Genomic DNA, 13335 nt, shown 5'->3' with positions numbered 1-13335 from the left:
TTTTATTAGGGTTGCGCCGCCAGGCGCTGGCGGATGTCGGCGCGCAGCTGGTCCTTGCGGATCTTGCCCGAGGCGGTGCGCGGGAAATCAGCCACCACTTCCAGGCGCTCGGGCAGCTTCTGCCGGGCCACCCCTGCCTGAGCGATGCTGCCGAGCAGCGTGTCGAGGGTCAGGGTCTGGCCGGGCTTGAGTATCACATAGGCGCACAGGGTTTCACCGAGGCGCGGGTGCGGCATGGACACCACCGCCGCCTCGTCGATGGCCGGATGCTGGTGGAGGATGTCTTCTACCTCCTTGGCGCTGATCTTCTCGCCGCCGCGGTTGATCAGGTCCTTCTTGCGCCCGGTGATGACGATGGCGTTGTCGGCGGTGATCCGCCCCAGGTCGCCGGTGGCGAAGAAGCCGTCGGCATCGAAGCTGGCCGCGGTCTGCTCGGCATCGGCATAGCCGAGGAACATGGCGGCGCCGCGCACGCAGATCTCGCCCTCCTGGCCCAGAGCGACCGGCTGGCCCTGCTCGTCGAGCAGGCGCACCTCGTAGTCGCAGATCTCGCCGTCGGTGGTGGCCGCCTGCTCCAGATGGCCCTCGCCGACGAAGCCCAGGGTCACCAGCGGCGCCTCGCTGGAGCCGAACACGCGGAAGGCGCGGCAGTTGTCGAACACTTCGCGGGCCTTGTAGATCAGCGCCGGCGGCACCTCGGCACCGCCACAGGCGAAGGCCTTGAGGCTCGGCAGACGGCGGCCGTGCTGCTCGGCCTGGTGGATCAGCTCGTGCAGGAACGGCGTGGCGCCGAGGCTAACGGTGACCTGCTCGCGCTCGATGATCTCCAGCGCCTCGGCGGCGTTCCAGCGGTCCATGAACACCGTGCGCGCATTCAGGAAGAACGGCAGCTCGAGGCCGCTGAGGCCGGTGACATGGGTCACCGGCGAGGCCATCAACAGGGTTTCCGCGCCGCTGCCGCACCAGTGCTCGAAGGCGCGCTTGAGGCGGGTCGGCCCGGTGTTGTGCGAATGCAGCACGGCCTTGGGCCGGCCGGTGGTGCCGGAGGTGTAGAGGATCAGCTTGACCGCGTTGGCGTCTACCACCGGCAGCGAAGCCGGCCCCTTGCCCTCGGCGAGCATCGCCTCGTAGCTGTCCGCGCCGGACGCATCGCTGCGCACCGGGCAGAGCAACTGCAGCTGCGGCAGGCTCGGCGCCAGGCGGGCCATCATCGCGGCGTAGTCGAAGTTGCGGTAGGTGCCCGGAAAGAAGGCCGCCTTGATCGCCGAGTCGGCCAGCATGAAGGCGACCTCGGCATCTCGGTAGATCGGCACGATCGGCGCCACCACCAGGCCCAGCAGGCTGGCGGCCAGGTCGATGACTGCGGTCTCTCGCCAGTTGGGCAGCTGGAAGCTGATCACGTCGCCGGCCACCAGCCCGCGGCGCTGCAGGGCACCGGCCAGCAGGCGGGCATCGCCGAGCAGCTCGCCCACCGCGCAGGGCACGCCCTCGAACACATGGGTGATCTGCCGCGGGTCGCGTGCGGCCATGGCCGCGGCCCGCTCGGCGATGGTCTGGTTCTGCCACTCGCTGCAGCCGGCATAGCGGGCCAGGATCGCCTCGTCCAGGCGCACCTGCCGGCCACTGATATCTTTGCGCATGCTTACATCCTCTTGTTGGCTACTTGTGGATGCGTCTTTCAGGCGGACTTCAGCGTCGACTCGACGAAGCGGCTGAAATGCCAGTCGCGGCTGCCAAACAGCGCCGCGTTGACCATCAGCCGGCGGAAGTAATGACTGACCTCCAGCTCTTCGGTGACACCGACGCCGCCGTGCATCTGGATCGCCTCGTTGGCGATCTTGCGCGCGGCATGGCTGATGTAGGCCTTGGCGCCGCTGACCTGGCGTGCGCGCTCCTCGGCCGGCAACAGCATTGCCTGCTGGGCGGCACGGGTCAGCGCGCGGATTTCCTCCTTGAGCATGTACAGGTCGGCCATGCGGTGCTGCAGCGCCTGGTTGCTCGCCAGCGGCTTGCCGAACTGCTTGCGCACCTTGAGGTACTCGTTGGTGATGTCGACTAGGCAGGTCGCCGCACCGAAGGCCTCGGCGCACAGCGCCACGCCGGCCTCGTCGAAGACTTCGGCCAGCACGTCTGCTGCGCACGCGCGTCCCTCGTCACCCAGCCGCTCGGCCGGTGTGCCGAAAAAGCGCAGGTTGGCGGCACCTCGACCGTCGACCAGGCGATATGCCTGGCGCTCGACGCCTGCGCCGGCAACATCGACCAGATACACCTGCAGCTCGCCCTGCTCGTCACGGGCAGTCACCAGCAGGCGGTTGGCGGCATCGCCGTGCAGCACGCCCTGCTTGGTCCCCGTCAGCTGTCCTGCCTCCACCCAGCAGCTCTGACCGTCGAGTTGCTCCTCATGGGCCAGTGCCAGCTTCAGGCTGCCATCGGCCAGCGCCGGCAGCAGCGCGGCCTGCTGGCTGGCAGTGCCCAGCTTGACCACCAGCCCGGTGCCGACCAGCGCACTGGCCAGCAGCGGCTCCATCAGCAGGCGCTTGCCGACCACCTCCATGACCGCGCCCTGCGCCACGGCATCGCCGTCCAGGCCGCCCTCCTCCTCGGGTAGGCGCAGCGCCAGCCAGCCGAACTCGGCATAGTTCTGCCAGGCCGCCGCGCTGTAACCGGCGGGCTGCTCGAGCACGCGCCAGCGCTTGAGGAAGTCGTACTGCTCGGCGGTATAGCGCTCCAGGCTGTCACGCAGCATGGAGATGGTTTCAATGTCCGTAGTCATAGTCCGAGCACCGCCTTGGCCACGATATTGCGCTGGATCTCCGACGAGCCGCCGAAGACCGTTGCCGCGCGATTGTAGAAATGTTCCTTGAGGATGCCGCCGACATCGTCGTCGCCCAGCGGCGGCAGGCCGGCGCTGTGCAGTGCCGCGGTGTCGTAGGCGATCCCCGCCGCGCCCAGCGCCTCGACCAGCGCCTCGGCCACCTCCTGGTACAGCTCGGTGCCGCGCACCTTGATCAGCGAGGCTTCGCCGCCGTTGTCGGTGCCCTCGACCATCGACTCGACCGCCTGGTAAGCGACTTCCTGCAGCGCCATGAAGCGCAGCTCGAACTCGCCGATGCGGTTGCGCATCAGCGGCTGGTCGATCAGGCGCTGGCCATCACGAATGGTCTCGCGCGCCAGCTTCTTCAGGCGCTCCAGCACGTGCCAGGCCAGGCCGACGATGGCGCCGGCGGTGCGCTCGTTCTTCAGCAGGAACTTGGCGTAGGTCCAGCCGGCGCCCTCCTCGCCGACCAGGTTGGCCGCCGGTACGCGCACGTTCTCCAGCCACACCTCGTTGACGTGGTGATAGCCGTCCATGGTGTGGATCGGCTTGACCGTCACGCCCGGGCTGCGCATGTCGATCAGCAGGAAGGAGATGCCGTTCTGCGACTTGCCGTCGTTGCTGGTGCGCACCAGGCAGAACAGCCAGTCGGCCCACTGCGCGTAGGTGGTCCAGACCTTCTGGCCGTTGACCACGTAGTGGTCGCCGTCGCGTACCGCCTGGGTGCGCAGGCCGGCCAGGTCGGAACCGGCGCCCGGCTCGGAATAGCCCTGGGCCCAGAACTCCTCGGTCTTGACGATGCCGGGCAGGAAGCGGCGCTTCTGCTCCTCGCTGCCGAAGGTGTAGATCACCGGACCGACGTACTTGACGCCGAAGGGGATGATCCACGGGCAACCATGGCGGGCCAACTCGTCCTCGAACACGAAGCGCTCCAGCGACGACCAGTCGCGACCGCCGTAGGCCTGCGGCCAGTGACCGACCACCCAGCCCTTGGCGTCGAGCAGGCACATCCACTGCAGGTAGTCGTCCTTGTCCAGCACCTGGTGCCGATGGGATTTGTCGCGCAGGGCCGCCGGCATCTCGTGCTTGCAGAACTCGCGGACTTCTTCTCGCAGGCGTTGCGCCCGATCGCGTAGCGTCTTGTTCATCTCGCTTCCCTTGTTCTATGTCCGCGCGCTGTGGGTGGCGCGCCGCAGCGGCCACCCCGGCAGCGGGCGGCTACTTCGCCAGGCCCAGGTACTTGTCGAGGGTCAGGTGGTGATGGCGAATGCGGCTTTCCTGGTAACTGGCCAGGCTGACGGCGCCCTTCTTCGAGGCCTTGAGGCCCTTGGTCATGGCGTCCAGGTTGCTCATGTCCTGGTCGAAGACCGGGCCCAGCGCGCCCAGTTCGGCCGCGGCGGAGAACTCCAGGTCATCGGGCAGGCGGTTGAGCTTGGCGCCGGGCGGGCACTCGGTGCCGGCCGGGTAGCGACCGAGCAGCCAGACGTCGAACAGACAGGCTTCGTGGTTGTCGCCATCGGGAATGGCGCGGTAGACGATGTTGCCGAAGTAGCCGGCCCACACCTGGCTGTTGGGGAAGATCGAGTAGAGGATGGCGTCCTGCAGCTCGGCCAGGGTGGCATGGGACAGGTCGACCCCGGCGGCTTCGGAGAAGATCTTGCGGTTCAGCTCGCCGATGTACTGGCGGGTGGTCATGCCATCGGGCAGCACGTGCTTGCTGCTGTCCGACTCGGCCATGCGCCCGGACTCGTCGAGGATGTCGCGCAGGATCAGGGCTTCCTCGACATCCTTGAGGTTGGAGCTGGTCACTGCCATCGGCGTGACGCTGCGGCTGATGTTGTCGCCGTACATGTCGTACTGGCTGTCGATATCGCCGGTGAAGGTCATGATCTGCGGATGGGTTGCCCGGGTGTGCATGGACTCCATGAAGGCTTCCTGGGCGACCTTCCAGTTGCACGCCATGCGCCGCTGCACGTGGGCGATGGACACCGAGTGTTCGAAGTTGTAGTCCTTGAAGTGCTCCGGCAGCACGTCGAGGTGCTCGCGCAACGAGGGCGCATCCAGGTCCGGGTTGATGAACACGAAGCCGGCCCAGGTTTCCACCTTCACCTGCGGCAGCTTCTGATCGCACGGCTTGAGGTGCTTGAAGTCCCAGGTGGTGGGCATGGTCTTGAGATCGCCCTGCAGGTCCCAGGCGAAGCCGTGGTACGGGCAGCGCAGTTGGTTGACCGCGCCGCTGCTCATGCGCAAGGCACGCCCGCGGTGCAGGCAGGAGTTGTGGAAGCCGCGGATCTCGTGGTCCTGGCCACGCATGACGATGATCGAGGTGTTGACGATGTCATACACCACATGGTCGCCCGGCTTCTGGATGTCCTCCTCGCGGCACACCATCTGCCAGGCCTTGGTCCACAGCTTCTCGGCTTCCAGCTCATGGAAGGCGCGTGAGCTGTAGCGATCGACCGACAGGTCCTCGTCGCTGAAGCCGGGGTGATTCGGCTGCAGATGCTCCGGAACCGGCACCGTTTCCAGCTTCAACAACTGCTGGAACAGGTTGGGATCGCCCACCTCCTCCGGCGGCAATACGGTGAACTTGGCGTGCTTGGGATTGTTCATGCTAGTGCCCTCGTTATTTTTATTGAGCTGGTCGATCGGATGGTTACGGCGCTTCGAGAATGGTCACGGCGCTGACACCCGGCGCGCCGTAGACATGGGTGTAGCCAAGCCGCGGCCGGCCCGGCACCTGCCGGGCGCCGGCCTGCTGGCGCAGCTGGGTGCAGACTTCGATGACCTGGCGCAGGCCGGAGGCGCCCACCGGCTCGCCATTGGCCAGGCAGCCGCCGTCGGTATTCACCGGCAGGCGGCCACCGATATCGGTTTCGCCGCGGCGCAGCAGATGGCCCTGCTCGCCGTGTTCGCAGAAGCCGTTTTCGGCGAGATGGATGATTTCCGAACCGCTGTCGGTGTCCTGCAGCTGGATCACGTCGATGTCCGCCGGGCCGACCCCGGCCAGCTCGAAGGCCGCGTGCGAGGCGGTGACTGTCGGCGCCGGCGACTGCTGGGCCGCCAGCCCCGGGCTGAACACCTCGAAGGAGCCGTGATGACGGGTGCGCATCACCGCGGCGCGCACCAGGATCGGGTTGCGGCTGTACTTGTGTGCCTCGCTCGCCCGGCACAGCACCAGCGCCGCGCCGCCCTCGGCCGGATTGCAGAACATGTACTTGCGCAGCGGCAGGTTGACCGGCATCGACTCGGCGATCTCGGCGAAGCTCAGCTCGCGCTGGCGCCAGGCATGCGGAGTCAGCGCTCCGTTGCGGAAGGCGCGCTGGGCGACGTGGACCAGCGCCTCCTCGGGAATGCCGTGCTCGTGCAGGTAGCGTTGGGTCTTCAGGGCGAAGAACTGGGTGGTCAGCATCAGGCCAGTTTCGCCGTACCAGTCCTCCAGGCCCCAGTCGGCCGGCTTCGGGTTGAAGGCGCCACGCGGGTGCTTGTCGAAGCCGACCGCCACGCCGATCTCGGCCATGCCGCTGCGCAGCGCAGCAATCACACTGGCCAGGGCGCTGCCGCCGGTGGCGCAGCCGTTGGCCACGTTGACGAACGGGATGCCGGTCAGGCCCAGGTGATTGGCCAGCGCGTCGGCATTGCCGCCATCCTGGCTGCCGCCGTAGGCCACGCCGACCTGATGCCACTCGACGCCGGCGTCCTTGAGCGCCTCGCGCACGGCATAGGCGCCCTGGGCCTGGCCGCTCAGGCCGTCGGTGCGCCCGAAGGGGTGCAGGCCGACACCGATGATGGCGATATCTTCCATCACTGATCTCCTTCCGCGGCGGGCGGAGCAAAGGCGAAGGTATGCAGCGGCTCACCGGCGGCATTGCGGCCGTAGCGGACCAGGGTGAGCTGCATCGGCATGCCGATGCGCAGCTGCTGGGGATCGGCAACCGTCAGGCGACTTTCGACCTTGACCCCGCACGGCATCTCCACGTAGCCGACGCCGTAAGGCTGGAAATCGACTTCGCTTTCGCCGCTGTTGTAGGGCGCCTTGGGCAGGAAGCCCTGGATGGTCCAGGACCACAGCCGGCCTTCGCGACCGATCTCGCAGCTCTCGAGATCGCTGCCGCTGCAGCGGGTGCAGTTGTCGGCGATGGGGAAGTAGCACTCGCCACACTGGCGGCAGCGACTGCCCAGCAGGCTCGGGCCCTGCGCGCCGACGCGGAGCAGGTGCCCGCCGGCGAGGTTGGTCTGCATCAGGTTGCTCATTGTTATTTTCAACCTTTTTTAAACCATCAAGATTGTTTTTTATTGGAGACAGAGTGACAAAGCGCAGACGGTTTGGCAACCGTCTGCGCAGAATTTAATTGGCGGGTTTTTGCAGCTCGAGTTTGCGCTTGTAGGCTTCCATGTACTCGGCCATGGCCGTCTTGGCCAGCAATTCGTGCAGGCGGTGCAGACGGTCGCCATGCAGGTAGCTGGACGGGTCCAGGGCCACGCCGCGCAGGGCATGCATGATCAGGTCGCGCAGGCCTTCACCGGTTTCGCGCATGCCGGCCTCGGCCCAGATCGGGAAGTGAACCTCGATGCTCTTGGAGATGCGCTCGTCCAGCGACTGCTCCAGAGGAGCCATCACCGTATGCAGCTCGGCGTCGGTGCGCGCACCGCGAACCAGCTCGTGAAATGCCAGGAACGAGGGCTTCATGAAGTAGTCCTGCAGCACCTTGAGGGTCTCGAGCATGCTGTCCTGGGTTGGTTGGCCGCCTGCACGCCGACTGACCTCGCGGATCGCGGCATCGTACTCTTTGACCCGGATATCGGTGATGTGCTCGGCTGCCGCGGCAAACACCTCGGCACGCGACTTGAAGTGGTGGGTCATCGCCCCGCGGGAAACGCCCGCCTGCTTGGCGATCTTTTCCGTGGTGGTCTGGGTATAGCCGATACCGATCAGACACTGCATGGTGGCATCGAGAATCTGCATGCGCATCAAATGGCTTTTCTCGGCTTGCCAACTGCCGTTTTCCGACCGCTTGCGCCGAACAGGTGGTTGCATGACGCCTTCCCCTGCATCCACAGAAATATACCCAGTCATTTTATTCTACCTTCAACATTGTAGAGCCGGAGACATGATCCATCGGATGATTGTGGACACGTCCCCTGCTCGGCCGCGATTACAGATCAGGACAGACGGATCGAATGCCCCGCATCCACGGTCACTACGCTGCCACTCATATAAGAAGACGCGTTGCTGGCCAGCAACAGCAACGGACCATCCAGCTCTTCATGACGGCCAAGGCGCTTGGGCGGCAGGCTGGCGATTTCACGCAGGCCGACTTCCGACTCATAGAAGGGATTGGTCATTTCGCTGGGGAAATACCCCGGAGCCAAAGCGTTGACTCTTATTGAATAGGGTATCAGATCCAACGCCATATACTGAGTCATGTGAATCAGGCCCGCCTTGGTTGTGCCATAGTTCACAAACTTATCCTTGGCCAGATGTCCGAGAATCGAGGCGATATTGATGATCGAGCCGGGTTTTCCGGCGACGATCAGACGCTTGGCCATTTCCTGGGCCACGAAGAACGGGCCGGAGAGATTGGCATCCAGCAACGATGTCCACTGGTCGCGGCTCATTTCCTCGAAGGGCGCCGGATCGGACAGTCCCGCATTGTTGACCAGAACATCGACATGCCCGAAGCGACTCTCGACCTGGTCGTATGCCTGCTTGATCGAGATGCCGTCGGTGACATCCATGGCACAGGCAAACGCCTCGCCACCCCTGGCCCGAATACCCGCCGCCACATTCTCGACCCGATCCACGCGTCGCCCGACGCAGGCAACTTGCGCGCCCGCATCGGCGAGGATGCGCGCGAAGTGCGCACCCAGTCCCGTCCCTGCGCCTGTCACCAGGGCAATTCGACCTTCAAGGGAAAAACGATTCTGCACGCTTGCACTATTGTTATTGTTCATTTCAAGCACTCCACTACCCTTCAGACCAGCAGCGCAGGATCTGCCAGTTGCTCGGCGACGAAGCGGCAGAAGCGCGCCGCATCGGCTCCATTGATGACCCGGTGGTCGTAGCTCAGCGACAGCGGCAACAAATGTTTCACCACCACCTTGCCCTCCACCATGGCCAGACGCTCGGCCACCCGGGTCACCCCGAGGATCGCCACTTCCGGCGCATTGATGATCGGCGTGAAGGCCGTGCCGCCTATCGAGCCCAGCGAGCTGATGGTCATGCAGCCCCCCGACATCTCGGTGATCGGCAAGCCCTTGCTGCGCGCCCGCGCCGACTTCTCGGCCAGCTCGCTGGCAATTTCGGCAATCGACTTGCGGTCGCAGTCCTGGATCACCGGTACCAGCAGCCCGTTATCAGTATCGACAGCGACACCGATATGGAAATACTGCTTGAGTACCAAGCGCTTGCCGTCCGGCGACAGCGAGGCATTGAACTTGGGAAACGCCTTCAGCGCATTGACCAATGCCTTGATCAGAAACGGCAACGGCGTCAGCTTGATGCCCAGATCGCTGCCCAACTGGCGGCGATGTTCGTCCAGCGCATCGATCTCGGCCTCGTCCTGATGGGTGACATGGGGTATCTGCACCCAGTTGCGGCCGAGAAAGGCGCCGGTAAGCAGCTGATAGCGGGACAGATCGACCGTTTCGACGGGGCCGAACTGGCTGAAGTCCACGGCCGGCATCGGCGGCAGATTGGCAGGCCAGGCGACCGGTGCTTTCTCGACCGCGGTCATCAGGCGATCTCCCCGATGACAGTGCCGATTTCATAGGTCTCGCCGGCCTGCTCGATGATCCGCAGCGTGCCATCGGCCGGCGCCTCGATTTCCTGCAACGACTTCTCGCTTTCGATGGCGTACAGCGGCTGGCCCTTGCTCACCTGGGCACCGTCCTCGGCCATCCACTCGACGAGCACCGCCTCGTTCATCGAGAAACCCAGCTTGGGAAGAAGAATTTGCGTAGTCATGGCTATCCCATCCTTATCGTTAACGAAGGGTTTCGAGAATCGCAGCGGTGATGCGCTGCTTGGTAGGAATGAAGGCGTCTTCCAGGGCCTTGGAGAACGGCACCGGCGAGCGTGCCGCACCGACGCGGCCGACCGGCGCGCGCAATTGGCCGAACAGCTCGCGGTGCACGCGGGTGGCGATCTCGGCACCGACGCCGAAGTCCACCTGGGCCTCATGGGCCACCACCAGGCGACCGGTCTTGGCCACCGAGGCCAGCACGGTGTCCATGTCCAGCGGCACGATGCTGCGCAGGTCGATGACCTCAACCGAGATGTCGCGCTTCTCCAGCTCCTTGGCCACGGCCTGCACCTCGACCATGGTGCGGCTGTAGCTGACCACGGTGACGTCGCTGCCCTCGCGGACCACCTTGGCCTTGCCCAGCGGGATACGCTGGCCGGACACTGGGGCGTCGCCCATGGCGAAGTACAGCGGCAGGCTTTCGACGAACAGGCAGGGATCGTCGTCGAAGATGCACGACAGCAGCAGGCCATAGGCGTCCGCCGGGGTCGACGGCGCCACCACCTTGATGCCGGCGGTGTGGGCGAACCAGGCCTCGAGGTAGTCGGCATGCTGGCCGCCGGTACCGAAGCCGGCGCCGGTGGCGGTGCGGATGGTCAGCGGCACATGGGTCTGCCCGCCGGTCATGAAGCGCAGCTTGGCGGCGTGGTTGACCACCTGGTCCATGGCCACGGTGATGAAGTTCATCAACATGATCTCGGCGACCGGGCGCATGCCGGCCAGCGCAGCGCCCACGGCGGCGCCCATGATGGCCTGCTCGGCGATCGGCGTGGAGCGCACCCGCTCGGTGCCGAAGCGGTCCGACAGCCCGGAGGTGCACTTGAACACCCCGCCGCCCTGCGGGTCGGCGATGTCCTCGCCGAGGGCGATCACGCTGGAATCCAGCTCCATGGCGTCGTACATGGCCATGGCGATGGCCTGCGACATGTTCATTCGACGTGCCTTGACTTCGCTCATGCGCGGACCTCCTCGGCATAGACGTCCAGCTGCAGCTCGGAAACGTCGGGGTAAGGACTGGCCAGACCGAACTGGACGGCATCCTCGAATTGTTCGCGGTTGGTGTTCTCGATGTCCGCCAGGTGCAGATCGCTGGCATGGCCCTGCTCAATCAGCCAGGCGCGCAGCGCCGGCATCGGGTCGGCGGCGATGGCCGCGGCCATTTCTTCCTTGCCGATGTAGTGACTGTCATCGCCCAGCAGGTGGCCACGGAAGCGGAAGGTCTTGGCTTCGATCAGGGTCGGACCCTGGCCGCTGCGGGCGCGCTCGATGGCCTCGTGGGCAGCTCCCCACATCTCCACCGCGTCGTTGCCGTTGCACTGGATGCCGTGCATGCCGTAGCCGATGGCACGATCGACGATTGCATGCGCGCCGGTGCCGTATTCGTACTTGGTGTGCTCGGCGTAGCCGTTGTTCTGACAGACGAACACCACCGGCAGCTTCCACACCGAGGCCAGGTTGAGCGCCTCGTGGAAGGCCCCGATGTTGCTGGCGCCATCGCCGAAGTTGCACACGGTGACCTGGCCGGTTTTCTTCAGCTGCGCCGCCCAGGCCAGGCCGTTGGCAATCGGCAGACCGGAGCCAACCACCCCGGTGGTCACCGGAAGGCCGGAAGCCAGGTGGGTGATGTGCATCGGCCCGCCCTTGCCCTTGCAGGTGCCGGTCGCCCGGCCCATGAACTCGGCGACGAAGGGGCGCAACGGAATGCCCTTGGCCAGTTGGTCGTGGATGCCGCGGTAGGTGGTGATGACGTAGTCGTCAGCGCGCAGGTTGACCGACACCGCCGCCGGAATCAGCTCCTGGCCACGCGTCGAATAGTACGGAGAGGCGATCTGGCCGGCCTTGATCAGCTCGATGAAGCGGTCATCGGCGGTCTTGATCAGATGGGCCTTGCGGTAGATCTCCAGCAATACCGCCGCATCGGGGGTCTTGGGGTCTTTCATGGTTACCTCGCCCAGGTGAGCTGTTTGTTGTCTTTGTTGTGTCTGGGGCCGCGGCTGTAGCTGACGGATTCAGCTTAAAACCGACAGGATTGTTTTTAAAGATATAGAGGGCTCCACGATTGAGCAAGCCCTAAGCTGTTTTTTTCTGCCAATCCACCGCGCGGCCCGCGACGACTCCTCTGCCACGGGTTCAGCTGACGGCTGTCTCCCGTGCCGAGGTCTGGGCCAAGCCCTTGAACATCAGGGCGTAGGCCCCTCTGAGGAAGGCCTCAGCCTCCGCCTCGCGGCCGGGTTCAGTGGTGAACTCGCCGCAGTAGTGCAGCTGCGAGCGCTCCCCAGGCAGGCGCTCGATGCGCCCGGTGGCCTGGTAGCTGAGCAGGCCGGCAGGACGCTCGCCGACGATGGAAAGCCGATAGACCAAGTTGTCCGGGTCCTGGAAGTCCAGGCGCTCACTGACCGGGGCGGGAAAGCCATGGTTGTAGATGTGGCGAATCAGGCCGATGCCCTCCCCCTCCAGTTCGACGCGCTGAATGCTTACCGCCGGCTCGTCCCGCGGCCACCAGCGCTCGATCTGGGCGAAATCCTCCAGCAGCGCCCAGAGCACGTCAGCGGGAGCATCGAATTCGTGACTGGTGGTGATCTGTTGGGTATTGGTCGGGCTCATACCGTCTGCTCCTGTGCAAGCGCCTGGGCGGCGGCCTGAACGGACGCCTCGATCTCGTGCTTCATCGGGTTGCGGCGCAGGGTGAGCCCGCCGTTGACCTGCAGGTTCTGCCCGGTCATGAAGCATTCGTCGCTGGCCAGCCAGACGGCGGCGGCGGCGATGTCTTCGCTAGTGCCGATCCGCTGCAGCGGATACCCCGCGACGAAGGCCTCGAACAGTCCCGGCACTTCCTTGGCGGCGGCGGTCATCGGCGTGTCGGTAACCCCCGGCGAGATGGAGTTGGCGCGAATGCCGCGCTCGCCGAACTCGTTGGCCACGCAACGGATCACGTGGTCAGTGCCCGCCTTGGTGCCCATGTAGGCCGCGTGATCGTGGAACATGATGGTGGCGGTCGCCGAGCTGATCTGGATGATCGAGCCACCCTGCTCCATCGCTTCGACGGCGGCCTGGCAGAACTGGAAGGGGCCGACGAACTGCAGCTCGCTCATCCGCCGCAGCTCATCCGCACTGGTTTCCAGGAACGGGCGGAGCAGGCCCCAGCCCGTGGCGTTGACCGCGATATCCACGCGCCCGCCCTTGTCCCTGGCAAAGGCGAACAGGTCGAATACCTGCTGCCGATCGGTGATGTCGCAGGTCTTGGGATAGCCGCCGATCTCGTCAGCCAGGCGCGCCAGCTCGTCGCCGTGGCGGCCGGCGACGATCACCGTGGCGCCTTCATCCCGAAAGCGACGGGCGATGACCTGCCCCATGTTGTCGCGCCCGGCCGCGCCGAGTACCACCGCAACCTTGCCTGCCAGCTTGTTGGAGGTTTGCATAACCAGCCTCTTGTCATTGTTTTGTTTGATCGGCACCGCACGGGACTCCGTGCGGTGCGCAGACCACAGCGGCCAA

14 protein-coding genes are annotated in these 13335 nt (G+C 65.3%); all 14 read right to left on the bottom strand.

All coding sequences use genetic code 11. The annotated features are described in order from the left end of the window. Positions 1-5 precede the first annotated feature (5 nt). The 14 genes from KRX52_RS06845 to KRX52_RS06780 all read right to left on the bottom strand — a co-directional run bounded on the left by KRX52_RS06845 (position 6) and on the right by KRX52_RS06780 (position 13259). The gene (locus tag KRX52_RS06845) at positions 6-1640 is read right to left on the bottom strand and encodes an AMP-binding protein (protein WP_217680891.1); all 1635 of its coding nucleotides are present in this window, start codon (positions 1638-1640) and stop codon (positions 6-8) included. Between the two features lie 38 nt (positions 1641-1678). Continuing rightward, positions 1679-2773, bottom strand: a complete 1095-nt coding sequence (locus KRX52_RS06840; RefSeq protein WP_217680889.1) for an acyl-CoA dehydrogenase family protein — start codon at positions 2771-2773, stop codon at positions 1679-1681. Next, on the bottom strand, positions 2770-3963 hold the full coding sequence (locus KRX52_RS06835) for an acyl-CoA dehydrogenase family protein (protein ID WP_217680887.1): 1194 nt from the start codon (positions 3961-3963) through the stop codon (positions 2770-2772). Before KRX52_RS06835 ends, KRX52_RS06840 begins: the two co-directional genes overlap by 4 nt. Positions 3964-4033: 70 nt before the next feature. Continuing rightward, a complete protein-coding gene (locus KRX52_RS06830) occupies positions 4034-5428 on the bottom strand; it encodes an aromatic ring-hydroxylating oxygenase subunit alpha (protein WP_217680885.1) in 1395 nt (464 codons plus the stop codon). 43 nt (positions 5429-5471) lie between these two features. Then, positions 5472-6620: a thiolase family protein gene (locus KRX52_RS06825; protein WP_217680883.1), complete on the bottom strand. Its 1149-nt coding sequence runs from the start codon at positions 6618-6620 to the stop codon at positions 5472-5474. Beyond that, a complete protein-coding gene (locus KRX52_RS06820) occupies positions 6620-7069 on the bottom strand; it encodes a Zn-ribbon domain-containing OB-fold protein (RefSeq protein WP_217680881.1) in 450 nt (149 codons plus the stop codon). The genes KRX52_RS06825 and KRX52_RS06820 overlap by 1 nt, the downstream gene beginning before the upstream one ends. 94 nt (positions 7070-7163) lie before the next feature. Continuing rightward, positions 7164-7787 (bottom strand): TetR/AcrR family transcriptional regulator, encoded by a 624-nt coding sequence (locus tag KRX52_RS06815; protein ID WP_217680878.1) that lies wholly within the window; start codon positions 7785-7787, stop codon positions 7164-7166. A 191-nt stretch (positions 7788-7978) separates the two neighbouring features. Next, positions 7979-8770: an SDR family NAD(P)-dependent oxidoreductase gene (locus KRX52_RS06810; protein ID WP_217680876.1), complete on the bottom strand. Its 792-nt coding sequence runs from the start codon at positions 8768-8770 to the stop codon at positions 7979-7981. Positions 8771-8790: 20 nt separating this feature from the next. Further along, positions 8791-9552, bottom strand: a complete 762-nt coding sequence (locus KRX52_RS06805) for a 2-oxo acid dehydrogenase subunit E2 (RefSeq protein WP_217680874.1) — start codon at positions 9550-9552, stop codon at positions 8791-8793. Next, entirely contained in the window at positions 9552-9782 is a 231-nt protein-coding gene (locus tag KRX52_RS06800; RefSeq protein WP_090312986.1) for a biotin/lipoyl-containing protein, read from the bottom strand. Before KRX52_RS06800 ends, KRX52_RS06805 begins: the two co-directional genes overlap by 1 nt. 19 nt (positions 9783-9801) lie before the next feature. Beyond that, complete coding sequence (locus KRX52_RS06795; RefSeq protein ID WP_217680872.1) at positions 9802-10797, bottom strand: alpha-ketoacid dehydrogenase subunit beta; 996 nt, start codon at positions 10795-10797, stop codon at positions 9802-9804. Beyond that, positions 10794-11780: a thiamine pyrophosphate-dependent dehydrogenase E1 component subunit alpha gene (locus tag KRX52_RS06790; RefSeq protein ID WP_217680870.1), complete on the bottom strand. Its 987-nt coding sequence runs from the start codon at positions 11778-11780 to the stop codon at positions 10794-10796. The genes KRX52_RS06795 and KRX52_RS06790 overlap by 4 nt, the downstream gene beginning before the upstream one ends. A gap of 190 nt (positions 11781-11970) precedes the next feature. Then, complete coding sequence (locus tag KRX52_RS06785) at positions 11971-12444, bottom strand: SRPBCC family protein (RefSeq protein ID WP_217680868.1); 474 nt, start codon at positions 12442-12444, stop codon at positions 11971-11973. Beyond that, the gene (locus tag KRX52_RS06780) at positions 12441-13259 is read right to left on the bottom strand and encodes an SDR family oxidoreductase (protein WP_217680866.1); all 819 of its coding nucleotides are present in this window, start codon (positions 13257-13259) and stop codon (positions 12441-12443) included. The genes KRX52_RS06785 and KRX52_RS06780 overlap by 4 nt, the downstream gene beginning before the upstream one ends. Positions 13260-13335: the final 76 nt, after the last annotated feature.

It is taken from the genome of Geopseudomonas aromaticivorans (genome assembly GCF_019097855.1).
Classification (GTDB): Bacteria; Pseudomonadota; Gammaproteobacteria; order Pseudomonadales; family Pseudomonadaceae; genus Geopseudomonas; species Geopseudomonas aromaticivorans.
Note: the sequence above shows the minus strand (reverse complement) of the source record. Positions and strands in the feature narration are given on the sequence as shown.